This is a genomic window from Acidovorax sp. NN32 (genome assembly GCF_057597245.1).
The window spans coordinates 3,293,176-3,319,716 of record NZ_CP199679.1; the positions used below are offsets into that span (position 1 = coordinate 3,293,176).

The following is a 26,541-nucleotide window of genomic DNA, read 5'->3' on the forward strand; positions in this document are numbered from 1 at the left end:
CGGATGCGCACCGACGCCATCATCTTCGACATGGACGGCACCATGATCGACTCCATGCCCTGGCACGCCCAGGCGTGGGTCGAGTTTGCACGCCGCCGTGGCATGGACATTGACGTGCCCGATCTCATGGCACGCACCACGGGCCGCAACGGCACCGAGTGCATCGTGGAGCTGCTGGGGCGCCCCGTGTCGCAAGACGAGGCCGACGCGCTCACGCACGAAAAGGAAACCATCTACCGCGAACTGTTCGCCCCCCGCTTTTCCGAAGTGGCGGGTTTTCGCCAGTTCGCAACCCAGGTGCGCGCGCGCGGGCTCAAGGTGGCCGTGGGTACTGCGGGCGACATCGGCAATGTGGAATTCGCCCTGGGCCACCTGGGCCTGGAACCGGCCCCACAGGCCATCGTGCGCGGCGACGAGGGCCTGCCTGGCAAGCCCCAGCCCGCCATCTTTTTGGAGGCGGCACGCCGCATTGCGGCAGCCCCCGAGCACTGCATCGTTTTTGAAGACGCGCCTTTTGGCATTGAGGCCGCACGCCGCGCCGGCATGCGCGCCGTGGCCATCTGCAGCACCCACACGCCCGAACAACTGGCCGGGCCCCATGTGCTGGCTGCCGTGCGCGACTACACCGAACTCATGAACACCGACTTTCTGGAGAGCATCCATGTTGCAACTGCATAGCGCAGACGGAAGCGGAGACGGCGCAGGCCCGGCCGCCGCCATCCGCCGCGAGGACTACACGGCCCCCGCCTACTGGATCGACAGCGTGGAGCTGACCTTCGACCTGGACCCCAACAAGACCCGCGTGCTCAACCGCATGACGCTGCGCCGGAACCCCGATGTGGCTGCGCAGCCGCTCAAGCTCGATGGCGATGACCTGAATCTGGCGCGCGTGCTGGTCAACGGCCAGGGCACCTCGTTCAAGATGGAAGGCGCGCGCCTGGTGCTGGAGAACCTGCCGGAGGGCGCCGAGCCCTTTGCGCTCGAAATCTTCACCACCTGCTGCCCCGCCAAGAACACGCAGCTCATGGGCCTGTACGTGAGCCAGGGCACCTTCTTCACGCAGTGCGAGGCCGAGGGCTTTCGCCGCATTACCTACTTCCTGGACCGCCCGGACGTGATGGCCAGCTACACCGTCACGCTGCGCGCCGACAAGGCCCAGTACCCGGTGCTGCTGAGCAACGGCAACCTGGTGGACAGCGGCGACCTGGAGGACGGCCGCCACTTTGCCAAGTGGGTGGACCCGCACAAGAAGCCCTGCTACCTGTTCGCCCTGGTGGCAGGCAAGCTGGTGGCGCGCGAGCAGAAGATCAAGAGCCGCTCGGGCACCGACCACCTGCTGCAGGTCTACGTGCGCCCCGGCGATCTGGGCAAGACCGAACACGCCATGAACTCGCTGATGTACAGCGTGGCCTGGGACGAAGCCCGCTTCGGCCTGCCGCTGGACCTGGAACGCTTCATGATCGTTGCCACCAGCGACTTCAACATGGGCGCGATGGAGAACAAGGGCCTGAACATCTTCAACACGAAGTACGTTCTGGCCAGCGAATCCACGGCCACCGACACCGACTTCGCCAACATCGAAAGCGTGGTGGGCCACGAGTACTTCCACAACTGGACGGGCAACCGCGTGACCTGCCGCGACTGGTTCCAGCTGAGCCTGAAGGAAGGCCTCACGGTCTTCCGCGACCAGGAATTCAGCATGGACCTCGCGGGCAGCCCCTCGGCCCGCGCCGTCAAGCGCATCGAAGACGTGCGCGTGCTGCGCACGGCACAGTTCCCCGAAGACGCGGGCCCCATGGCCCACCCGGTGCGTCCCGACAGCTACGTCGAGATCAACAACTTTTACACCGTCACCATCTACGAAAAGGGTGCCGAGGTGGTGCGCATGCAGCACAACCTGGTGGGCCGCGAAGGCTTTGCCAAGGGCATGAAGCTGTACTTTGAACGGCACGACGGCCAGGCCGTGACCTGCGACGATTTTGTGCAGGCAATCGCCGATGCCAACCCAGGCAGCCCGCTCACGCAGCATCTGGCCCAATTCAAGCGCTGGTACAGCCAGGCCGGCACGCCCCGCGTGCGCGCCACGGGCCGCTACGACGCGGCCACGCGCTGCTATGCGCTCACCCTGTCGCAAAGCTGTGCCCCTACGCCCGGCCAAAGCGAGAAGCAGCCTTTCGTCATCCCGGTCGAGCTGGGCCTGATCGATGCCACCACCGGTGCCGCCCTGCCCTTGCACCTCGCGGGTGACGGCGCTGCAGAAGGCGCAGCCCCCACCACCTCGCGCGTGGTGGTGCTCACCGAGGCATCGCAGACCCTGACCTTCACCAACCTGGACGCCGAGCCGGTGCCGTCGCTGCTGCGCGGTTTCAGCGCCCCGGTGGTGCTGGACATCGACTACACCGATGCACAGTTGCTCACCCTGCTGGCGCACGACGCAGACGCATTCAACCGCTGGGAAGCAGGGCAACGCCTTGCGCTTCGCACCGCTATCAATGCAATAGCTGATAGCGCAATGGGAACAAGCGCTAGTGGCCAATTTGACCATCAAATTCTTGCTGCGGAATTTGTGGATGCCATGCGCAGCGTGCTGCGCAATCCAGCGCTCGACGCGGCCTTCAAGGAGCTGGTGCTCACGCTGCCATCCGAAACCTACATTGCAGAGCAGCTTGCGGTGGTGGACCCACAGCGCATCCATGCCGTGCGCGAAGCCATGCGCGAGCAGTTGGCCCTGTCGCTGCAGGCCGACTGGGAAGCGGCCTGGGAGCAGAACCAGGACACCGGTGGCTACAGTCCCGATCCTGTGTCCTCGGGCCGCCGCGCACTCAGCGGGCTGGCGCTGCACATGCTGTGCATCGCCGCGCAGAAGACGGGCGACGTGGTCTGGCCCGGCAAGGCGTACCAACGCTTCAAGGTGGCCACCAACATGACGGACCGCTTCAACGCCCTGACTGCCCTGGTGGCCAGCGGCAGCGAACTGGCCACACCCGCCCTCGCCCGCTTCCATACGCTGTTCAAGGACGAGCCCCTGGTCATCGACAAGTGGTTTGCGCTGCAGGCCGGTGCGCCCGACCGTGGCGGCAACGTGCTGCCCGCAGTGCGCCAGCTCATGGCGCATCCAGACTTCAGCCTGAAGAACCCCAACCGCGCACGCAGCGTGATCTTCAGCTACTGCAGTGCAAACCCCGGCGCCTTCCACCGGTCGGATGCCGCAGGCTACGTGTTCTGGAGCGACCGTGTGATCGAGCTGGACGCCATCAACCCGCAGGTAGCGGCCCGCCTCGCGCGCGCGCTCGACCGCTGGAAGAAGCTGGCCGACCCGTGGCGCAGCGCCGCGCGCGAAGCCATTGCCCGCGTAGCCGCCAAGCCGGATCTGTCCAACGACGTGCGCGAGGTGGTGACCCGCGCACTCGCCGAATAAACCACGACCGAGAAGAGACCGACATGGCAAAAAGCATCAGCCTGACCCGCTACCTTGTTGAACAGCAACGGGTGGACGGACTCATCCCCTCGCAACTGCGCCTGCTCCTGGAAGTGGTGGCACGCGCCTGTAAGAGCATCAGCCACGCCGTGAACAAAGGTGCGCTGGGCGGCGTGCTGGGCACGGCCAGCAGCGAAAACGTGCAGGGCGAGATCCAGAAAAAGCTCGACATCATCGCCAACGAGGTGCTGATCGAAGCCAACGAATGGGGCGGCCACCTGGCGGCCATGGCGTCTGAGGAAATGGACGGTATCTACTTGGTGCCCAACCGCTACCCCCAGGGCGAATACCTGCTCCTGTTCGATCCCCTCGATGGCTCCAGCAACATCGATGTGAACGTGAGCATCGGCACCATCTTCAGCGTACTGAAAAAGCCCGATGGTGACCGCGGCGTGGAGGAAGGCGACTTCCTGCAGCCCGGCACCCAGCAGGTGGCCGCAGGCTACTGCATCTACGGCCCGCAGACCACGCTGGTGCTCACCGTGGGCGATGGCGTAGCCATGTTCACACTCGACCGCGAACAGGGCTCCTTCGTGCTGACCGAAGAAAACGTGCGCATTCCCGAGGACACCAAGGAATTCGCCATCAACATGAGCAACATGCGCCACTGGGACGAGCCCGTGAAGCGCTACATCGACGAATGCCTGCAGGGCAAGGACGGCCCGCGCGGCAAGGACTTCAACATGCGCTGGATTGCCAGCATGGTGGCCGATGTGCACCGCATCCTGACCCGTGGCGGCGTCTTCATGTACCCCTGGGACAAGCGCGAGCCCAACAAGCCCGGCAAGCTGCGCCTGATGTATGAAGCCAACCCCATGGGCTGGCTCGTCGAGCAAGCTGGCGGCGCCGCTACCAACGGCAAGCAACGAATCCTCGACATCCAGCCCACCCAGCTCCATGAGCGCGTCAGCGTGATCCTCGGCTCAAAAAATGAGGTCGAGCGCGTGACCAGCTACCATTCCACGCTATAATTCGAGGCTAAGCCGGTGTAGCTCAGTCGGTAGAGCAGCTCATTCGTAATGAGAAGGTCGGGTGTTCGATTCATCTCTCCGGCACCAAGTCAGCAAAGGAAACCCCGCTATCAATTAGGTAGCGGGGTTTTTCTTTTTTCGCTCGATGTAAGGGCGGATGTAAGACGATTTCATGTTGCACGGCATTTCGAGTGTCTGCGACGTCAGCCCCACTTCACGTAGCTTGGCATAGCAGAGTCGACGCAGCTGCATGGAGTCCGGCAAGCAAGTGCACATACTTCCTTTCCTGTTGTCGCATCCAGATAGCCGAGCCAGGGTTGTAGCAACTCAATTGAGATCGGTCGAGAAACTCGGCACCCTTCGACTTATGCTGTGGGTCTAACGCCAGTTAACTCAGACAACAATTGAGCAAGCAATGAACAGCATCGGAATTCTCTTTTCGCCAGAACCCGACCAATGGGGCTTGAGAGGCGACCCGTATTTGTGGCGCGAGATGGCGGTGCATTTTCGAGATACTCCCTTTCCGCGGTCGGCCCCCGAACTGACTTTCATGCTGGAAGAAGCATTTTTTGAGCTCACCGGGCATCGCGTGTCGGAAGTCCAAAGCATCCAATTACAACGATACGCTCACGGGGGCATGTCGTCCGGTTGCGTAGCAACGGAGTTTTGGCAGAGGCGCGGGATCCCGCTGTTGGTATCGCGGTTTATGGTCACCCAAGAGGTGCGGCTTAACGGTACCTCAAATGAGTAAGTAAGGTGCCTCATGCGCATAGTCACTTGGAACTGCAATCAAGCCTTCCGCAAAAAGATTGAGCCGCTGATCGCCCTTGACCCCGACGTGGCCGTAATTCAGGAATGCGAGAGATCCTTTACACCGCCCAGTGGATACTCATTCATTTGGCACGGAGTAAATCCGAACAAGGGGCTCGGCGTCCTCTCAAAGAGTCCTATTGTTCCCTTGCATCACCACGTTTTAGAGCAATCTGCTTTCTTTCTCCCAGTCGTCGTACCGGCGCTTAAGCTCAGACTTCTCGCGGTCTGGGCTTTCAATCATCGCGCGGAACGTTTCGAGCCTCGTCGTAGTGGCTCCGCGCTCGATGCGATCACGCATCTGCAGCAATGGCTCTCCAACCATCGAAGCGCGGTGGCTGGCGACTTCAACAACAATGCCTCTTGGGATAAGGCGCTGAAACCAAACAATTTCCGAGAGATATCGGCTCGGCTTGGGACATTTGGCTTGACGAGTGCGTATCACACAGCAACCGGCGAAGACCTTGGCCGCGAATCAATCCCGACACATTACTGGCGAAAAAGCGACCTGGCGAAGTATCACATCGACTACTGTTTTCTTCACAGGTCGATAGGCCCCGCCTCCTTGAGCATCCCAACTTTCGAGGCCTGGAGATCACTCAGTGATCATGTGCCCGTGATTACGGAAATAGCCTAACGCAGTGCCCCTGCCCGTGGGCGCTTGGCGACATCTCTCGGCCCCGATTGGGCTATTCTCACCGGTGAAAACGTCGCAGTCGCAGCTCCCTCCAGCTCTACTCTAGGATCGCGAGCATTGCCCCCCGCTTTGCGCGTGTTAAGGCGACATAAAGTAATTTCCGTTGAGTCGCGGTTTCTTCGGGCGCAGCAAGATAGTTTTTCGGTGCCACCGCAATCACACAATCAAATTCCAATCCCTTGGCTCGGTGCATGGTGGCCAGATGAACCACATCGCGGGCATCGGCATGGTTGCTTTGCGCCGTGATGGCGATACACCGCAATCCGGCGGCCTGCATCAAGGTTGCCATGGCGTCCCGGCTTTTTTCGCTGGACGCAATGACGCAGAACGACAGCGGTAGCCCGTCACCCTGTGCGGTGTTCCATTGACGTACAAATTCGATGGCGTGTTTTGCAGCGGCCTCAATGCCCTCCACACTCACAACAGTGGGTGCTGGGCCATGTGACAACGACTTGTAGCGTTTTGTCTCATCGTGGCCATCATCGAGGTCATCGATTTCGCAACCCTCCAGCAATGCCACAGCCTGCCGGCGAATCTCGTCGGTCGTGCGGTAGTTGAGGTACAGCTTTCTGGAGCGGCCACGGATGTCGATACCGCAGCGGCTCATCGCTGCCTTGTTGCGGCTGTAAATGCGTTGGTGACCATCCCCGACGAAAAAGAGGTCGTTCGGACCCGCAGGTATCAACGCGCGAAGTAAACGTAAAGCCTGCGGTCCCAAATCCTGAGTTTCGTCTGCAACGATGGCGCTGTAGGTGGGTTGGGGGCTTTGAGCCTCGGCACTCAGCACATCGGCAACTTCACGGTAAGCATCATCCACTTCCTTAAGCTTGCGCGATGCCAGCTGCCCGCGATACTCTTCGAAGACCGGCCACACCGCGTCGCGCTTGGCACGGCTCAGGATGACGCCGCGCCCCGTTCGCCGGGCTGTCCGGTATTGCTCAAGGGTGGTGATACCTTGGGCAAGGACCACTTGTTCCAGCTCGTTTTCGTAAAAGTTGTCGGGCAGGTCGAGCGAGGAGTCCTTGACGGCTAACGCGGCTTGCCATGCCTGGGATGCCGCATCCTGCTTGCGGTCGTACACGATGCGATGTTCCAGTTTGCGGCTGCGCATGAACGCATTAACCCAGGCGTCAAGATTTTTGACCTCCAACTTGGCAAAAGCCTCGCTGCCACAGAGTGTGCGAAGGTTTTGCTCGATGTCAGCAGCCAGATTCTTGGTGAAGGTTGTGACGAGCACCTTCTGATTCACCCCCGTCCGGTTTTCCGCCAACCACTTGGCTCGGTGCATGGCCAGGACGGTCTTGCCCGTGCCGGCGCCGCCCAGCACCCGCACGGGGCCGCTGCGGTCCCCAACAGTGAGTTTTTTCTGAGTGGGATGCAGGAACACACGCCATTGCGCAAGAGGCGCATTCAGGATGGCGGTCATGGACTCGTCGTCGCTCACCACGACAAACCTCGATTGCGACTCTGGCGTAGCCAGCGCCGCTGCGAAGTCCTGGGTATCGATGACCTTGTCCACCCGCGTCTCGCGGGCATCGAGCACCTGACTGACGGTGTCGCCTGCCGCAACAAGGAATAGACCTTCGTATGCCTCTGTCGGGAGCTGCGCCTGTTTGGCATCCAGCTCGTCTTCACTAGCGATGCTGCGAACGAAGCCGAGTAACTCTTGTGGTACGCCGAGGCTCATCAAATCTCGGTCTTCCATTTCTCCAAAGAGCGTCGGAGCCACCGTTGCCACGGAGTCCTCCACCACGCCTTCGGCCACCGCAGCCTTGGCGCTTGGAGCTTCATCCGGCACCTGCTGCGTGACGCTTTCAAAAGTCAGCATCTGCATCGCCCCGGTGACAGGGTTGATGGTCAGCTTGCGATTTTCGGCCCAGCGGTAGGCGTCGTCGTGGTGGTCCACATACAGCAGCACATACACGTCACCGGTGGAAGGCTTGAAAACGATACCCCGCCAGTCGCCGTCGAGTCGAACCGACTTGAGGTTCGGGTCTCGCGCGCCGTTGATGTTCTCGTAGTTGATGCCCGGGCTCTTAGGGTCGGCCTGAAACTGGATAGCCCACTTCATCACCTTGGTATGAACCTTGGCGGGCAACTTGGCCAGCTGAAGCAGAAAGTCGTTGCTCAGCGCAACCTTGGGTTTGAAGCTCAAAGTTCTACTCCTGTTATTCGATGGTCAGACTCAACGCCGTTGCAGCAGCCTTCTCCCAAGGCTGCGCATTGCAATGTGTCAGGTTCTCATCCAGACACAGCACTGTCCACCCTTGCGCGGTCCACTCCTGCACCATATCTGCCTGGTCCGGTCGAAGAATCGCTACATGGGCAGCTGCCCAAACCATCTCGGCGTCGGCCACAACGCGGCCTTTGTCATCTGCCAGTTCGGGGCCGATTTCGGGCACAGCCGCTCCGGCCTGCGCCAACCGAACCATACCTGGCTTGAGAGGCTCCAAAAGCTGCTCAAGGACCTCCAACCAAGCGCCGTTCAAAGACGTTTGCTCAGACGGCTGCGCGGCCGCAGGTGCGGGCAAGGGGGTCAGGCCGCCGTAATCGTGCTGGTCCAGTCCGCTGGCGGTGACAAGCCACATTCCTGGCAGCGACTGGGCCGTATTGAACAGTTGCAGCCACTGGCGCCAGGCCAGATGAAGCGCAGCGTCATCTTCAGCCTTCACCTCGTCCAGAATCACGACGCCAGGCGCCATCCAGTTTGCTTCCTGTGGAAGTCCCTTGGCGGCAGCCAAAGGCCACCATCCGACTTGCTGACATACCCCCGACACCTTGGAGAGGCTGTGCGCAAAACCTTTGCCCGGTTCCTTGACGTGCGCAGGCAGCCGGTGAATCCATTGCCCGAGCTGATGCTCACATGTGGATTTCTCTTGTTCGTTGTGCGGCACCATCAAAAAGCCCAACCACAAGGCATTGCGCTGCAACTGCTCGATTGCAGGGTCGCCGGGGGGTCCATCCGCCGGAGTGGCAAGCCAATGCAACAAGCTGGCGACCGCATGCTGCGTGAAGGCCTTCTCCTGCGCGCGTGGAGCCGTTGCTGGGGCCTTGGCCCCGTGATGGCGGGCCATGCCCATCAACGGCGACTCCAGGTCGGTATCCAATTTCCCTGCAAGCGCATCCATCACATCGTTGTGCGTAACAGACCAGCACCAGAACCTGCCGCTGGCCACCAATGCGCTACGCTTCAACGCATCCTCACGCAGACAGTCCTTGTGATAAGCCCAACCGTCGCAAAACACGGCCACGGGACGGCGTTTGGAGCCCGTGGCCCAAGGCCAAATCACAAAATCCGGCTTGCTGGCGGCGAGCACCCCTTGTTCAGCGCCCACATCGCACTGCGGCTCCACGCGATACCGCTGCCCACCCACTTCCAACACAAAGCCGGACTTCCCATTCACCACGTCCTGCACCAGCTTGACCATGGGGATGGAGCCAACACCACCGAGGCGCTTCAATGACTCGATAAACCGCGCCTCCAGGACTGAGTCGAAGTTCGGGTTGATAAAAATCTCGGAAATCGTCTTGACCCGCTCCAGCTGGTCCAGCGCCCCCACCAGTTCACCCAGCACCGCCTTGGCTTGGTCTCTGGAGACCTGCTCCATGCTGCGCCCCAGTCGGTACTGGTACAGACAGCGGTAGCAGCCATCTTTTTCCGGGTCGTCGTTGCAAGAGCAACTGGTGACCGCCTGCAGCGCCATCTTGAGCACATCTGACAACGTGCCCGCATCATGGGCCAGCAACTGGTGCAGATAGCCTGTGCCCCCAGGCACGGAGTCGTACAGCATGACGTAATGGCGACGCGGCCCACCATCTTTTCCTGGCTCGTCCTGCAGCACCATGCGCAAGTGGTCCACCTTGCCGCCAAATCGGCGCTTGAGCCCCAACTGCACGGCCGCCATGAAGGACTGGACCACGCTCTCGTCCATGCCGTTCTTGGTATACGGCACCAGAATCCGCAACGCCTCCGACTCGAACTCTCGGTACAGGTACAGGCACTCCAGCAAGTTGGCAGGACTGTCATCCCCGTACTTGGGGCAATCGAAGCTATGGCTTTGCCCGCTCGGGTCGCTGCTTCGCCGAGGAGGCTTTTGCACCTTGCCGCAGTCCTTGCACAGCTTGAACCCCGGGCGCGAGGATTCCTTGTCCGCCACCTTGAACGTCTCACCGGGCTTGGCGAGCTCGCCAAAGTTCACGTCACGGAATGTCACCCGGGAGATGAATTCAAACCCGAACGGCAGAGCCCCCGAGCCAATCTGCCATGCCTCGCGAATGTGTGATGGGGAGAAATCCGCCATCAGCTGGCGCACGTAATACTTGGGTTCGCGGTCATCGGTACTGTCGTCGATGCGCACATCCGTGTCGTTGCTGTTGGCAATGGCTTGCTTGAAGCGCAATAAAGTACGGCGTTGTGCGGCGTCCGACCACATTGCGTCGCCGCACGAAGGGCACGCAACGTAAGTGTCTGCCTCTACGGTCAGGTTTTGCATGTGATGGCAGGACGGACAGAAACGCCAGTCTTCCGTCTTGGCCAAATTCATGTTGATTTGGTCCACCTCCACACGCCGCTGGTTCGCATAAAACCGGTTCTCAGGCGCGAACTCCGAAAGGGCAGATTGGGCCGGGCGTTCGTATTTTTGCGTGGTCAGCGTGACGTAGGCGCCTTGGCCAGGCTCGTCCGAGGCACGCTTGCGCCACAGCACCGACTTCAGCTCTACCCCCGCCTCTGGGAAGGCGTAGTTCGGAAGCAAGCCCGCGTCTGTCAGGGTGTTCAGCAAGTCACGGGTGTTGATTTCTTTAATCAGCTCCAGCAACTTGTCGCGCTCGCGCAGCAGGTTGTCGATTTCAGCGCGCGTGGCATCGTCCTGGGGCTTTTGCTGTGCTTTTGTGCGTACCTTATCGAGCTCATCCTTGCGCTTTTTGTAGGTGCGCCGCTCTTCTTGCAACTCCTCTAGGGCCTTCAGTAAACGAGTGCGAAGCCCGTCCGACTCACCTTGCCCCTGCATGAAGTCCCACAGCCGCGCAGTCACCACTTCATCGATATCACCCGCCAGCAGTTGCACAAAGCCCTGAAACAAGCGCTCCTCATGCGCAAGAACGTAGTTGCTGAACAAGTATGGGAAGCGCTCCTGCTTACCCTGGTCCATCGCATCAAGCGCCTGCGAGGTCTTGTCGGGCAACGCTGAAATGCTGTTCAGGCTGGCCACCCAGTCGTCCATGCAAAACGCAAACAATTGCCGACGCAACACCTCAGCAGCCTGCAAGAACACCCCAGGCGGCGCCACCTCACCCGACAGCATCTCCTGGGTTTCGGCGAAGAAGTACAGGTCATGAGGGCTGTTGCCATCTGCCAGCGTGGTAGTCAGGGCGTTACCGTCACGACGTCCAGCCCGGCCTACCCGTTGCAAAAAGCTGGCTTGGTTGGGAGGCACCGAGCACAACAACACCGACGACAAATCGCCAATATCCACCCCCATCTCTAGCGTGGGCGTCGCGGAGAGCAGATTCTCAAACCATGGTTTGGGCTGCTTAGACTTGAAACGGCTCTCAAGCGCTTCTCGCACAGGTCGCTCCAGCAACCCCGTGTGCTCGGCGGCAATGACACGCCGCAAGTCGCCTTTGCTAAACCGTCGGGCCCACCAATCATCCGGATGAGAAATGAGGGCTTCGTACCGAGACTCCGGCGCATCAATACAGGCCATTCCCAGAAGGTTCTCTGCATCTTGCCGGGGCACTGCAAGCCTGCGCTTGCTTCCGGCAGTGGTCACAAACGCCACCTCGGTATCAAGCTCCAACGCCTCGGGCTTGATGGCCCAGGTCTCGCCTTGATGGTGGGCCGTCAGCTCCAGAACGCCGGCCTCCTTGAACGCCAGCAAAGCCTCACGGTACATATCGGCGGCCATGCCTTTGGCCAGCAAGGCTTGCTGCCCCAACACGGCAGCGGCCCATCGGTCGTACCAGGTGGGGCGCTTACTTCCAGTCAATTTGTCAAAGCCAGGCTGCGTGCCCATGGTCAGCAGCACCGGACGCGGTGTGTGCTCTCCCATCTTGGGCATCCATTCCGCGCTGCTCCCGGTTTTTACCAGGGCATAGACTCTGCCGTCGCCAGCGTAGGCACCGAGCTCGGGGTGCATCACCCCACCGCGTCTGCGCATGTGCGTCAGGGTGCCCCACAGCCATTGCGTTACCGTCTTCAGTTCGAGCCCATGGGCGCCAAACTGTTCGCGATAGCGCGGCAGCAAGCTGGCAGCCACCGCCTCCACCACGTTCCAAGGCACCGATAGCGTGGCCTTGCCCGTGCGCTCCAAGGTTCGCCCGCGGTGGCTCTGGTAGGTCATCTCACTGTAGGCCTGCCAGAGCAGTCGCTTCTTAACCTTCAGCGGTAGCCGGCTCTCAGCGGGCAGATGCTGCTTTTCTTGCAGCTCTACTGACCAATCGCGCTGCCACATCATGTTCGGCGCTACAAACTCTGACACCAGCGACTCGCGCGACATGTGCAACACCGAACCGGATTGCTCAAACTGCCGCTCCATCTTTTCGAGGAACGCGGCCCAGCTCAAGCGCGAGGGCACCACCTCGTCCATCACATGGGCCAGCGCTGTGCGGACATTGTTCAGGTACGTGCGCGCCCCAAAAAAGCCCGCGCGGTGGGCGGCGTCTTGTACCGAGTCTGAAAACGCAATCAGCTTCTTGTCATCGTTGAACACACTGGCCCAACTGCTCTCCACCACCTGCGAGCCCAGCGTGGCGCTGCGCGCACCCAGCAGCAAGAGCTCGTCTTGCTCGCCGCAAGCTGGACAGGTGTTGTCGTGCCGCGTGTACTGCGCCTGACCTATCACCTGCGTCTTCTGGGCCGTGACACGAAACACCGACAACAACTCTTGATGACCACAAGCCAAGCACTCTTCCTGGCTTTGCTGCATGGTTCCGCAGGCTACGCAGACGCGCTCGGTCACGCCATCGACATGCGAGCGCGAAATGCTCTCTGATGCATACAGCCGCGCCGCCTCGGGACGCCGCGAAAACCAGGTGTTGTAGACCTCATCGAGCTGGGTCGAGAGTTTGCTGGTGCCCTGGACCAACCTGGATAGCCAACCCGTGGTGCGGCACTGGCTGCACTGCACCATGGGCAGGTAGACACCATCGCGCGCCACTGGCAGGTCACGCTCACTGCGCAATTTCACTTCTTGTGGGTTCACGCTGAGCTTGCCCACCATGCGGCGCAACTCGCGCACCCAAAGCTGAAGACGCAGCGTGACCAGGGGCTGCGAACCGTCGCGTAACGCCCAGGCCACCAACACCAACAGGGCATCCAGCACTTGAGTGACCTGCGCCGGGCTTGCCACGGGCATGTTGCGTGCAAAAGCTTCTGTCAGCTCTGGGTAGCCCACCACGCCACCCTTGGCCAGCTTGAGCAGGTTCACGAAAAGCTGGTGGCGCTTGAGCAACTGACCCAGTTCACGACGCCACGCGGGTGCGTTGACATCCTCTGGCACAGGCTCGTCCGGGAAGAACAGCGAAAACCAAGCCTGCACCGCTGCCTGCGGCGTGGAGTACTGCGATGGCTCCAGCAGCGGCGCCTGTTCTGCCCGGAACAAGAACATGTAGTCCACCGTGGCGTCTTCCAGAAACCGCCCCACCGATTGGCGGCTCTCGGTCACCACAGCCTCTTCGCCAAACGGCACACCAAAAATCTGCCGCGCGTATTCACGCAAAGGTGCCGTGTCTGCGGCGTTGCCCAAGGTGGCCGATGTGCCAGCACAGATGAGGTGCCCGGTGGGAGTTTTGAGTCTTGCGCGTAAGCGGCGCAGCAGCAAGGCCAAGTCGGTGCCCTGGGCGCCATCAAAGGTATGCAGCTCGTCCACCACCACATAGCGCAGCGTGGTGGGCTGGTTCACCGCCCACAACTGGCGGTCCTTGGGCCGCAGCATCAGGTAGTCGAGCATCTTGTAGTTGGTCAGCAAGATGTCGGGCGGGTGCTTGCGCAGCGTGTCGCGGTCGGTGATGACAGCGCCCTGCGTCATCACCATGCCTTCGCCCGGTGCCCCGGCGTTGCCGCCCACATACAGTCCAACGCGCAACCCGGCAAACGCAGCGTTGGACGCCACCAGCTCGGCAATGCGGCGCGCCTGGTCGGTGGCCAGTGCATTCATGGGGTAAATGACCAAGGCCTTCACACCAGATTCGCCCGCCGCGCGGGCGCGAGCACAGTGGTCCAGCACCGGGTACAGAAAACACTCAGTCTTACCGCTGCCTGTACCGGTGGCTACCAAGGTACTCACGCCCTGACGGTGGCTCGCCAGCCGCTCCCAGGCGTGTTCCTGATGGCTGAAACCAGGGTGCGCGGTCTCGAACGTGTCAAAGAACGTCTTGCCACATTTGCCTGCCACAAATGGCAGGCCCACCTGCACATACGGGCCTTTGAGCCACGCCACCTCGTCATCGACAAAGCGGCTCATCAATCCGTGGTTAAAGACGTCGGCGGGTTCAAAGGCTGAAACAAGAAACTGCTTCAGGGCCGTTTGGATGTCGTTGGCGAGAAGAGAAGGAAGCATGTATTTTGCGGCTGTTCAGCAGGCCGATTTGTCTACGGTCGAAGATATCCAATCGTTCTGCTGCTGGATTTGCACTACCGGCCTCAACGCGGAAACACGCTCGTATTCACCGAGGTTCAGCTGGCTGAGTCCGTATGCGACGGACAACCTGTCGTAATCGCCAACAACAAGGCCTGGCGCAACAATATTGGCCGGCAAAGCAAGTTCACGAGGCTTCGCGCTGAGCCACGAGCAGTTTGGCGTCCGTTGAACCTCGTCTTTGAGCTTGGCGTAGAAGGAATGCCTGGCCCCGCCTCCGCAAAGAAAGAAAGGCATGTTCTTGACAGCATCCTGTGACAGCAAATTTTGCTTCCATGCGCCATAAAGAACTTGCCCAGAGACTTGCTGAAGGACGTTGGCGAAGTAAGCTGCATCCGGCGACAGTGCCCCCCCTTGATAACCAACTTGCACGCCTTTCACATAGCTGCTGTAGTCGTTCGGATATCGTCCGCGGTATTCGGTCGGCAGCTTGAGCCGCTGCAGACCGTCTTTCACCGCCAAAGCAAGCCTTGCACGCCGAGCATCTTGACTGGATAGCTTTTGCGCAGCGTGGCCCAACTGTGACTGCCACCAATCCACCCTATAGCGGTTGAAGTTTGCCGCTCCGAGCAGTTCCACAGAGTGCGTGAACAAGGCAAATGACACCACTCCACCAGCATCTTTTCGCACCCGAAAGAGCGAGGCGTCTACCGTTCCCGCACCGACATCAACCATCAAGTAGATATTTGGCTGGCGAGCGTCGAAATGTGATGAGCTAACGAAACCGTGAATTTGTGCTGACAGCTCGGCAATGGCTCGCACTTCCAGCTCATCGCCGAGGTCAAGTTCCTCGCGATGACGCCATGTTCGGAGGGCTATTTCGACCCGGATAGGACCTGTTTCTGACGCGATAGCCCAGGCTACTTTGGCCAGTAACTTGAAGTGAGTGCGGGACCCATTTGATTTGTCAGGATTTGCAGGTTGGCCTAAAGCAAGAGTCCACAAAATGTCTGCTCGCAAATACTGGTCGCTTTTGGTCTCGTACAACCAAGCTCGCGCGCTTCGAATAACCAGCGCAAGAAACGCGCAGACTCGGGCGCATGCGGTGTCATCGGTCATGTTTCGCAGCATGGCCAATTTCAGGTCGGCATGCCGATGGCCATGCCCAGAGAGCACATAGAAACCATCTTCAGTTTCAATCATGGCGGAAGGCAGCAAATAGGAATTGACTCCAACGGCCTCAACCAATGGCACGGCATACCCAATATTCAAGCTCTGGTCGGCTAAAACGACCTTGGTGGACGAGGTTCCGAAATCCAGCCCCAGTACCAATTCGCGCCCGGGGCCCGGCACGTTTTTCAAGGGCGCCAACCTCGCACCGAGCGCGTTGTCACGCAGTATGGGATGCCCCGCCGCGTGGTCATCAGTTTCCCAGCCTACGGCAACCTCATCCGACACGTCCAACTTCACCAAAGGAACCGGCGCCGGCCTGGGTACTGTTGTCCGCCCACCCATTGCAGATAGAAGAGCATGCTCTTGAGGGGATAGAGGCTTGATGTTTGCGGACTGAACTTGCCGCGGTTTTATCAGCTCGCCGATGTCTATTCTGAAAGGCTTCTTGCGACTACCTTTTTTGCTCATTCCCTCGGCCCCTATGTTGTTACTCGACCCGAATGACGCCCGATGAAACGTCTTTTTGTCGCGGGTCAAGTGCCTCACTCTGGCTATTGGCAAGTTTTCTCTCGCTGTACTTCTGTTCAAGTTGACGCAGCTTGGTGCGCTCCATCCCCATCAGGCCTTTGTGACGCGGATTACTTGAACTCTGATACCGTGCAATGCGCTCCTCAGCTTCTTTGCGGCGCCGTTCCAAGTCCGCATCCAGTGAAGCATTCATTTCACGTACGCGGTCGCGGTTTCCTCGAAGCTGTGCGGCTTTGCTCGCGTCAAAATGCTCTTCAATGCCAGCACGGCAGTCTTCCTGAAGTGCAGCAGCCTTGGCATGGTCGATAACGTTTTTTGCTGCCGATTGCCAGTCCAGTCCATGTATGGCAGCAGCATTTACCAAAGACTCTGCGGTATCGGGGTCGAGCTCCGCCCCGGTCTCTAGACACCGAGCCTCATACACCAGGCGCTCGACATCTCTGGGACCCGAAAAAGTCCATCGAATGACTACATAAACATAGGTTCCAGGAGCCACTTCAGGCACCCGGCTTTGCGCCAAATGGACCGCTGAAGTCGGAAAGTACCCTTCCTTAATGCTGCGTTTTTTTTGTAGCTCAGACACGAAACGCACTATGGGATGGTCCTGCGTCACCTTCTCCACATTGCGCTCAGTGTTCCCCGACTGGTTATCAAACCACAGCATTCGAGGATGGTTGTCCAAAATGGTGGTCCTGCCCAATAACCGCGCATTGGTCATGAACGCATGAAAAGCCACCCTGCCATCCACGGATAGCTCTACCCGACCCTTTCGAATGGCCTCATCGTTGACCATCACGCGCGAACCAGGGAACAACTTCTCAATACCGTCTTTGACGAAGAAATACAGGTCGTCACCGCGTATGTAGCGCCCCAGGTCCATCGCTGCCTTAGCCTTGTTCTGAATGAAATCGCCGTGACCCAATAGCTCGGTGGCGCGTGCATTGAGCTCCTCTTCCTGGCGTCGCAGGTTTTCAAGCGCCAACGCCGCATCGGCAATGCGGCGCTCTTCGTCCTGCGGCGAACGGCGATGGGACAGCAGGTCAAGGGTCAACTTGCGCACCTCGGCACCCAGAAGCTCCTCCATGCTTCCCAGGGCTTGCTTGAAAACGTCCAAGCGCTCCAGCAACCGCTCATGCACCCGTTCATCCAGGGTGTCTTCATACACAAGGTTCCAAATCAGGATTTTGGGCTCGGGCTGACCAATCCGGTCGATACGGCCAATGCGCTGTTCGATACGCGCGGGGTTCCAGGGCAGGTCATAGTTCACAAGCAGGCTTGAAAACTGAAGGTCGACACCTTCAGAGGCCACCTCGGACGAAAGCAGCACATGCACCGCATCGTCGCGTTCAAAAGAACGCAAAACCTCCGTTTTGTCCATGCCACCATGGAGAACCACCGCCCGGACGCCCGCTTCGGCCAGCCTGCGCGCCAGGTAGTGCAGGGTGTTGCGATAGAAAGCAAAAAGCAGAACCTTTTTGCCGGGGTTTCCTTTCCAATAGCCCTTGAGGCTCTGGAGCAAAACACGAAACTTGCTGTCATCTGCGGCCAGGCGCTTGTAATCCCCACATTCCTGAGCGATGGACGTAAGGATGGTCAGCAGTTCGCCGGACCTTTGCTGCGTTGCGGGCAAAACGACTGGCTCGACCATGTCGCCCTCCAGCTCGGTCAGGGTCTCGCTCGTTTCCTGGGCCTGTTCCTCAAGACGCATGCGCCATCCTTGGCAGGCAGCGGCCATACAGCTGGACATCTGCCGCTGCGGTATGGTGAGCAGGAACCCCTCTGAAACATCCGATGATTCGCAGTAATCACGCACTGCGTCTGTAACACCCTCATAAAAAGCCCGCTCAGCCTGGCTCATTGCCACGCGCAGCGTTCTCGGCTCCCGCGTCACCCGCAGCTCATGTACGTCGCGTTTGAGCGTACGTGTAATAACCTTGGCACGGGGATTGAGGCGGTCCAGCAATTCTGCATAGTCCGCCCTAGAGCGCACCGCGCAAAGCTCTTCATCCGTGGGCAGGTTGTTCAGCAGGTGCTCTATCTGCTCGCTATCCTCAAACCACCGCAGGGCCACCGACTGCTCCAAAGCCGCCCTGAATTCTTCTTGCGTCACAGGGGGATTGCGCTTGAGTCGGTCGCGCAGCGCCACCAACGGCGCATTGGCTCTCACCGATTGGTCGTAGGTCCATTCCAGCGGAAATGCGTCTTCATCCAACAAGTGCAAGAGGTTGAACAAATCCGTGCTGCGCATCTGGATGGGCGTCGCAGACAGAAGCGCCAAACCATCCGTCACCGGGCGCAACAAGGTGGCAAAGCGATGAGTCTGCGTTCCCTTGTTCCGCAGGTAGTGCGCCTCGTCCACGATGGCCAAGTCCAACAACGGTTCGTCATCTTCAGCCTCCTGAAGAAACCGGGCCAGCTGAGCCGACGCACTTTTCGACGGCGCCGTTTCTGAATCCCAATCCTTCGGTGGCCGCATACCTTGCATGCTGACCACAAGCGCAAACTCTTCGGTTCTATCCGCCTTGGCCTTTTCAAGTCGTTGAAGGAGCTCCCCGGCATCAACCTGCTGCGCCTTCACACCGAACCTGTTTGCGAGCTCCGAGCACCACTTATCGCGGAGCGCGGCAGGGGACACAACCAGCAAGCGCCGAGCGTCCTGGCGGACTCGCAACTCCGTCCAAATCAGGCCTGCTTCAATCGTCTTGCCGAGCCCCACCTCATCGGCAATCAGAATGCCGCGGCTGGGGGAGTCCAGAAACTGCAGGACCGGCTTGAACTGGTACGGGTGGAAATCGGTATTCGTCGTATTGAGGCTGTAAATGAGGTTGGCCAGCTTGCCGCTCAGACGCGCCAATGTGATTGCACCTCTGAGATGCGCAGCCCCGCCGTACCGGCCCTGCTGCATCAACAAAAATGGGTCGGTCGTCTCGGCCTCCACGCGCTCCAGAGAGCTCGCCAGCATTGCTTCAACACCATCCGAAAAAGCAACGACAAGGCGCCTGCGGCGCCCTTCGCCAGTGGGCGGGTCGCTGGTCAGAACACCCACACGACCAGGGTTATCGATGGGGCGAACACGGTCACCTGGATTCACGTCGCGAGCTCCTTAACGCACAGTTGGCCCGTGCCATCGCACGAAGTCTTGGGTTCCTTTGCCGCCGCTGACACAGCCCGACCCCACTTGCCTACGAAGTCACAGACTCAGCAGCATCTGGAGTCGATTCCCCACTTACTTTTTCCACCGACTCAGCAACGTTCGCCACGATAGGCCAGCGCCGCAACATGAATTGCGCCAAAGACTGGCTGCGTGCCTCAATGTTTTCCAGCTTGTACCCCAGCGGTTTGCCCACCCGGCTGGCAGCCAGCGCCTTGACCGAGACCAATCCCGAGGCGGCATACAGCGTGGGGACTGTGACCTTGGACTCCACCGTGGCGTTCTGGCAGGCGCTGTTCAAGCCACTTTCCAGTAGCAACAAATTGCCCAGACGGTGCTTGTGCTCCTCGAACTCCTCGGCGTCTTTGAAGCCGTAGCTGGCGATGTCAAACGCCGGGTTTTGCGGCAGCACATGCTCGACCGACAGGCCGGCGGCATTCAAACGGGACAACTCCGCAATACCTGCCGGGGGCTGCTGCAGAGAAAGACGGGTTTGGTCTTCCTCCTCCCACAGCATGCGCTGCAGGCCCATATTGCGGTACAGGTCTTCGCTGACGAGGCGGGATGTCAATAGCGCATCGGGCATGAACTTGCGGCAGAAGTTCTGCAAATCCATCACCACCTGCTCAATCGTTGTGTTGCCCAGCCCCCGGGTGATGGCAAATACATCGGCCTGCGGATTGGTGCCGCGCAGCTTGAAGACCCGCAGGTCCACCAACTCCATCAAAGACTGCAGGTTTCGGCTGTCGATGGAGGACGTCTGCTGCAGCCAACCCATCAAGTGCAGGCGAATCAGCATGGGATACAGAGTGGCCGACAGGTCTTGCACCACCAGCAGCATGTAGTTGGCGCGGTCTGTTCGCGTGGATTGAACCAAGGCCTCCAGGGCACCAAAAAAGCCCGTCAGGTCTGCGGTGTATGCCTCAATGAAAACGCGCAGCTTCTGCGGGTCAGAACGCAGCTTTTGCAGGGCGGGTTTCAAAAAGCTTTCCAGCACGGACTCCGTGGTTGCGTTGTAGTCCCCGCCTGCCTCCACACCGAAGGGCGTCGCATTGAAGGCGAAATAGTGGTAGCGCAGCACATCGTCCTCGCGGAACGAATCGCGGTCGATATGCCGTATCTGGTAGCCAGGCTCGTTGGCCAGGGCCTTGACGTTGTTGAAAGAGCGAAAGGCTTTGCCAAACTGTGTGGCAATGCTCTGGTCCAAAGCACCATCGAGGTAGCGGTTGGAGTAATAGACCAGCAAGCTCTTGACGATGTCCATCTTGGCCAAGGGCACGCCACGGTCGTTCACGGTCTGGAACATGCGAATGGCCTTGCCCTCATCGCGTTCAATAAACTCCAGCACTTCCATACGGGTCAAGGTGGTCAGCCATTGCAACAGCAGCGGCTGCCCGCCTTGTTTCACCAAGTCCTGAACCCGCAAGCGAATGTGCTGGTAAGCCTTGCTCAACCGGGTTTGGCCCGCCGAGGTAGGTTCGGGGTTTTGCTTGGCCAGCATGGCCTCAAAGAAATCTTTGTTCTCCCCCAGCACCTGGAATTTGTAGCCCGTTAGGGGGTGCTGGATGTAGGTGCTGCGCATCACCGCCCGAATATCGGCGTTCTCCAGGCTGCCAATCAAAGCATCAAGCAGCATGGTCAAGGTGGTGAGGCGTTGCTGGCCGTCCACCACAAACACCGGGGCAGACGTTGATTGCTGCGACAGGATGAAGGTGCCCAGGTAATGGCCACCCACTTCCAGTGCTTCTTCCACGTCTGCAAACAGCTCGTCGATGTTGCGCTCCTTCCAGGCGTAGTCGCGCTGGTAGCTGGGAACCACCAGGTTCTTGCCAGCAAAGAAGGTTTCAATGGTTTGCTTGCTCATCGTTCTGTCCCCTTGAATATGTGGTAAAAAGTGCCTCTAGCGCTTATGCAGCAAGCGCAAGCAGCTATCAAATTTGAGTTTCTTCAAAGAACGTCCACGCCACCCGGTAATCATCCTCGCGACTAGCGCGGGCGAAGGGGGCGGTGTAGGTGCGTTGCACTTCGCGCGGGCCGCCGGGCAGGGTGTCGTCCATGAGCCATTGGGTGATGGTGGTGCCGTCGGGGACCTTGGGGGTGCCGCCGCGTTGCAGGGCTTCTGCGCTGTCGCCCGCCTCTGCGTTGGCGTAGGCCCACAGGTCATCCCAGCCGAAGTTGCCTTCGCGCACTTTGCCGTCGGGGGTGGTGATGCGGGTGCGCGGGGTGGTGCGGCTGCCTTTGCGCGGCAAGCCGACGCCGACTAGCCCCTTGCTGTTGGTGAAGACGATGCGGCCGGTGGCGTCGTACCAGGTGTCGCGCTCGTAGCCTTGCATGACGGGGAACTGCACGCGGTAGATGAGCAGCAGCTCGTCCAGCGTCAGGCCCAGGGCTTGGGCCACCAGCACGTCGATTTCGACGAGGGCCATGCGGCGGGCGTAGTCGCTGCGCAGGGCGCAGTCGCGCGTCCAGGTGCTGGTGAGGGCGGGCCAGAAGCCGTGCGGCAGGCGCGGGTTGTCGGGCTGGCTCCAGCGCTGGTCGGCAAAGTCCAGGTCATAGACCTGCTCCCACAACGGGTCGTAGTGGATGGTCAGGCAGTTAAGGGCGAGAAAACGGCTCGATAACTGTGGTGACTTGAACAACAAAGGCAGTTGACTTAATCCCTCACCGTACAGGTCGCCACGACCAGTGCTTTTGATGAAAAAATCTACCGGAAGGGAGTTCAGCATCACGGCACTTGAAAGCAGTACCTGGACGTATCTGAAATTGGTGGCAATGCACGTATTCACGATGGCTGCGCCGGGCGGAACTAGCGATGCAATCAAGGTTCTCTCACCAGACTGAGACAAGCGACGACGATGCACCAGTCTAAAAAACTCCGTCACTGGTCTGCTGTGCGTTTCGCCCGGCTCCACCCAACTAACGCGCGGCGTGCGTCGCAGGTACTCGGCTTTGTCCGCCATGGGGCGGTAGTTGGAGCGTGGCAGGTAGTCGTCAGGCAGGGTTTGGAGGTCGACACCGTCATATGCCAACGGCGTATTGCAGAGCTTGCGCGGAGTTTTACTGAAGGGTGTAGCGACAAAGAAATGTGGTCCAGACAACACCCAGTCGTGCGGCGTGGCGGCAAAGCCGGAGTCGGTGTTAGGACGGCGCGTGATGGTTCCGTCGTGTTGCTGCATGGTTTCGTGCCACATCTCGGTTGACACATAGTCTTTGCCCACGTCCGCCAACCTACGTGGATAGGCGGCCAGCTTGGCCAGCACGCTGCTCAAAGCCCCTGCGTGCAGCGCAGGCAGACGGGCCCGGCGGGCGGGGGTGCCGGGTTCGTCGTAGAGCAGGGCAAAGGTCGCCAGCTTGGCGTCGTCCACGCGCACGATCCGGTCGCGGTGTCCAGAAGTATTCCAGTCACCGTTTTCAGTCTTTATTCCATCAGCCAACCCATCACCTTGGTGGTGGTATGAAGCATCGACAGTAGCTGGGACAAAAAGATTCGCGAGCGTATCGAATACTGGGTGCCTTTGACTTGGCCCATAAATGTTGATTGAGTATGTAACCCAGTGCAGCACCTCAGAAAACAGTTTTTTTACGTTTACAAACTGGAAATGCTTCCTCAGCCGCTCATACAAAGCCTCGCGCAAGTTGCCGCCTTTGGGGTCGTCATAAGGGCCTTCGGGATGCAACAGTGCACTTATGCCCTGCGCACTGTTCAGCCCCCAGGCTAGCGGCACAAAGCATTTATAGAGGTTGCTTTGCACGCCTTTAAGCAGCGGGTAGTTCTGCACGGCGTTGAGAAAATTTTGCATGCCTTCAGCCTCTTGCAGCTCGTCGGTCCAGTCGACCTGCAGGCCAGGGAACTGCTCAAAGGCTTCGGCGCGCAGCTTGGCCAAATCACTGGCGCTGATTTTGCGCACCGCAAACATAGGGTTGCGCTCGCCCAGAATGCCGGCCTCGTTCCACTCGACCTTAAGCCAGGGCGGGTTGCCCAATATCAGGTCAAAGCCGGCGCCGGGGCGACCATCCGCATCCGACCGAGCGCCCAGCAATACATCGGCAAAGCAAAGCTCCCAATGCATGAAGCGGCGCTGCTCTGCAATGCCCTCCACCACGCCCACACGGGCAAAGTGTTGGCGCAGTCTGCTGATGCGCAACTGACCAAACTTGTCGTGCAGGTTGGGCGGGTTGGCGCCGCCGGTGGGCTGACTCAGCGGCAGTTGGGTCTCAAAACCCTCAAATGCAGGCTGCACCTCAGGCACCATGACCTGGGGGGCCTCGGGTGCGCTGGGCATCAAGTCCAGCCCGCGTTGAGTTTCCATCTCGACCACGTTGCCTTCGAGGATGGCGCCCACCTCCATCCACCACTGTTCGCGGCTGGGCAGGTCTACGCTGCGGGTGATGGGCCAGAACCACAGAGCGCACCAGTAGTCCATGACGAGCTTGAGGCGGCGGAACGGAGTGGCTAGGTCTCCGTCTTCGTTCAACAGGCCTTGCTGGCGGATGGCTTCTTTTTGTGCGCGGCTAACACGGACAAAGCGGCCGTCACTACTCTTTTCATAGCTGCTAGCGCTTTCCAAATCTGCGCCAGAGGCACTTTTGGCTTCAAATTCGTGCGGCCAGACGCGCAACTGGTCTTCGGTGCGGGCACGGTCTCGCGCCAGAGCGGCGGTGTGCTGTTCCCAGAGTGCCTGCACCTGCTGGCTGAGTTGTTGGAGGCGGGCCACTTCGTAGTCGCCCAGCGGCGCGGTGAGGGCTTTGCGCCAGGCTTTGAGGCGCGCAAAGTCGTCGGGGTAGAGGCTTTTGGCCACCTTGTCGGTGTAGTCGCCCATGCCGGGGTCGGGCAGCAGAAAGTGCCAGATTTCATCGGGCTGGCGCGGGGCAGCGCTGCTGGCGCGCCGGGGCGGAGCTTCGTGCCAAGCGGGTTTGGCACCTTTCTTCAGGGCGGCGGCGTTGTAGACCTGGTGGCGCGCGCCAATGAGGCTGTTGCCGGTAAAGAGCTGGTAGCCGAACCAGGGCACACGGGCAGGCAGGGGCTGCCCGTTGTCATCTTGCTCTCCATAGATGGCGTTGAGCCAGATGGACACTTCAGCCAGCTCCACGGCCACGGGGTTCAAGTCCACGCCGAACACGTTGCGGTCGGCCAGGTACATGCGCACCTTTTGCAGCTCTTGCGGGTACTGGTCGTGCGGGATGCGGGTTTTGAGCTCGGCCTGTTTGCGCTCCAAATAGGCCTCGGCCAGCTGGTTGACGGCTTCGTTCAAGAACGCGGCACTGCCCATGGCGGGCTCGCACACGGTGAGGGTGAGGATGTCGTCGGCCTTTTTGACGCGGCCGTTTTTCTCGTCGAGCAGTTCTTTGAGGGCGTACTTCACCAGGCACTGGGTGAGCACCTGCGGGGTGTAGTAGCTGGCGCTTTTTTGCCGGTCGCGGCCGGCCAGGCGGTAGATGAAGCTGCCTTTGGGGTGCATGCGCAGCTTGCGGCGGCCGTCTTCTACGTCGTAGACCTTTTCGTCGTCTTTGTAATCGTCGATGCGGCTGCGGGGGACGAACCACGCGTTTTCCAGCATGTCGGCGTCAGAGTCGCTGGCGCGGGCTGGGCGGCCTGTGTTGCTGTCGCTGGCGCTGTCGTCATCACTGCCTTCTACGTCGTCATCGCCTTCGTCGTCGTCTGATGCGGCGCGACCTTTTTTGGGCGCGGGTTTGACTTCGTACAGGTCTTCGTCAGCAAAGAACCCCCGGTAGCTGAGCAGGGCCTCGTACACGGCGCCCAGCTGGTTGATGGACAGCAGCTGGTAGCTGACGCGGCCCGAACGACGGCCCCGGCCCTGGCCTTTGCTGAGCGAGAGCATCTTGATGACGCGCTGCCACACGGCATTGGGGAACTGCACCTTTCCAAGCAGGGGCATGGAGGCGTCGTCGAACAGGCGGCTGTCGAGTGGGGCCAGGGCGAAGGTGTCTTTTGCGCCTTGCAGGGCCATCTGGTCGACACTGCGCAGGCTGGCTTGCTCGCCACCCATGCCGCAGCCGTTGGCCACGAGCTTGAACAGGCGGCGCAGGGTGAGGTCGAAGTATTTGCCCTCGCGCGCCTGCTGGGTGGGCAGGGGCTGGAGTTCGAGGTCGCGCAGGCTTTCCAGGCTGTAGCCCTTGAGGTAGACCTCGCTTTTGTTGATGGGCACATAGCCCAGCTCGGGCCGGGCCTCTATGTAGAACATGAATAGCAGGCGGTACACCATGCGCAGGCATTCGAGGCTGAGCACGCCAGCGTCGAGCTTGTACTGGCCCGAGTACACGCTTTTCTTGCTGCCGCTGGCTTGTTCATCGAGCTGGCGGGCAGCTTCGTTGCCCAGTAGCTCAATGGCTTCGCGCAGGGCGTACTTCAAATCCTCGCTGACGCCAAAGGCGTGTTTGTGGGCGTTTTCGTCCAGGCTCTCCAGCAGGCTGTTGCCTTCGCCGGGGGCCAGGCTGTCTTGGTGCAAGAGCGCGGCGCAGGCTTTGAGGGTGTCGGCGTCTTTGCGGTCGAGGATGTCGGCCCAGTTGAAGCGCAGGGCGCGGTTGTTGGGCCACTTGTAGCGGTCGAGCAGCAACCATTCATCCAGGCCCAGCAGCAGCACGTACCGCGGGGGCTGGTCGGCGCCGAACACGGCGTCTGACAGCAAATCGGCCCACGTCTCGCCCTTCACCTGGGGCGCCAAGGGCTCGGTGCCGTAATGGAAAGCGGTGAGCTGGTGGTCGAGCAGGTCTTCGTCTTCGCGGTTGGGCTGGTAGGCGGGGATGATGGCCAAACGCTGGCCTTGCAAGTGCCACACGGGCAGCGGCAGACCGGGGGCCAGTTCGTGCAGGGTGAGGGTGTGCGGCGGCGGCGCATAGCCCAGCGCTTGCAACAGACCGGACTGAATTTGCATGAAGGCTTGCCAGCGTTCGTGCTCCTCTTTGCCGCGCTGCACCTGGCCGCGCAAGGCAAACCAGCGCTGGGCCCAGGCTTGGAGGCGCTTTTGCGGGGCGCGGTGGGCGTCATCGCCGGGGTGCTGGGCTTCTTGCGCGTCCCAGGCTTCCAGGCGGTCTTTGATGTCGCCTTTGAACACTTCAGCCAGGTAGTGGTGGCTGTAGAACTCGTTTTCGTTAGTGATGCCAGCGAAAGTTTGTACGGCTTCAAGTACGGGCATGGG

At 60.2% G+C, this 26,541-nt stretch carries 11 protein-coding genes and 1 tRNA gene; 6 read left to right on the plus strand and 6 right to left on the minus strand.

The window, feature by feature from the left end:
* Positions 1-3: 3 nt before the first annotated feature.
* The 6 genes from ACT89O_RS15320 (at position 4) to ACT89O_RS15345 (ending at position 5,896) form a co-directional block, all read left to right on the plus strand.
* Positions 4-678, plus strand: a complete 675-nt coding sequence (locus tag ACT89O_RS15320; protein WP_055402639.1) for an HAD family hydrolase — start codon at positions 4-6, stop codon at positions 676-678.
* Entirely contained in the window at positions 662-3,418 is a 2,757-nt protein-coding gene (gene pepN, locus ACT89O_RS15325; RefSeq protein ID WP_487260491.1) for an aminopeptidase N, read from the plus strand. Before ACT89O_RS15320 ends, pepN begins: the two co-directional genes overlap by 17 nt.
* A gap of 23 nt (positions 3,419-3,441) precedes the next feature.
* Positions 3,442-4,449, plus strand: coding sequence for a class 1 fructose-bisphosphatase (locus ACT89O_RS15330; protein ID WP_055402642.1), 1,008 nt, complete (start codon positions 3,442-3,444; stop codon positions 4,447-4,449).
* 11 nt (positions 4,450-4,460) lie between these two features.
* Positions 4,461-4,536, plus strand: a tRNA-Thr gene (locus ACT89O_RS15335).
* Positions 4,537-4,864: 328 nt separating this feature from the next.
* Positions 4,865-5,200 carry a MobA protein gene (locus ACT89O_RS15340; RefSeq protein ID WP_487260492.1) on the plus strand — a complete coding sequence of 112 codons (336 nt, stop codon included), beginning with the start codon at positions 4,865-4,867 and terminating at the stop codon, positions 5,198-5,200.
* A gap of 12 nt (positions 5,201-5,212) precedes the next feature.
* On the plus strand, positions 5,213-5,896 hold the full coding sequence (locus ACT89O_RS15345) for an endonuclease/exonuclease/phosphatase family protein (RefSeq protein WP_487260493.1): 684 nt from the start codon (positions 5,213-5,215) through the stop codon (positions 5,894-5,896).
* A 97-nt stretch (positions 5,897-5,993) separates the two neighbouring features.
* On the opposite strand, the gene ACT89O_RS15350 is transcribed toward ACT89O_RS15345, so the two are convergent.
* The 6 genes from ACT89O_RS15350 to ACT89O_RS15375 all read right to left on the minus strand — a co-directional run bounded on the left by ACT89O_RS15350 (position 5,994) and on the right by ACT89O_RS15375 (position 26,538).
* Entirely contained in the window at positions 5,994-8,111 is a 2,118-nt protein-coding gene (locus ACT89O_RS15350) for a UvrD-helicase domain-containing protein (protein WP_487260494.1), read from the minus strand.
* A gap of 13 nt (positions 8,112-8,124) precedes the next feature.
* Positions 8,125-14,514, minus strand: coding sequence for a DEAD/DEAH box helicase (locus ACT89O_RS15355; protein WP_487260495.1), 6,390 nt, complete (start codon positions 14,512-14,514; stop codon positions 8,125-8,127).
* Between the two features lie 15 nt (positions 14,515-14,529).
* A complete protein-coding gene (locus ACT89O_RS15360; RefSeq protein WP_487260496.1) occupies positions 14,530-16,173 on the minus strand; it encodes a hypothetical protein in 1,644 nt (547 codons plus the stop codon).
* A 19-nt stretch (positions 16,174-16,192) separates the two neighbouring features.
* Positions 16,193-19,324 carry a helicase-related protein gene (locus ACT89O_RS15365; protein WP_487260497.1) on the minus strand — a complete coding sequence of 1,044 codons (3,132 nt, stop codon included), beginning with the start codon at positions 19,322-19,324 and terminating at the stop codon, positions 16,193-16,195.
* Between the two features lie 91 nt (positions 19,325-19,415).
* Positions 19,416-21,248, minus strand: coding sequence for a DUF262 domain-containing protein (locus tag ACT89O_RS15370; protein WP_487260498.1), 1,833 nt, complete (start codon positions 21,246-21,248; stop codon positions 19,416-19,418).
* Between the two features lie 67 nt (positions 21,249-21,315).
* Entirely contained in the window at positions 21,316-26,538 is a 5,223-nt protein-coding gene (locus ACT89O_RS15375) for a DNA methyltransferase family protein (protein ID WP_487260499.1), read from the minus strand.
* Positions 26,539-26,541: the final 3 nt, after the last annotated feature.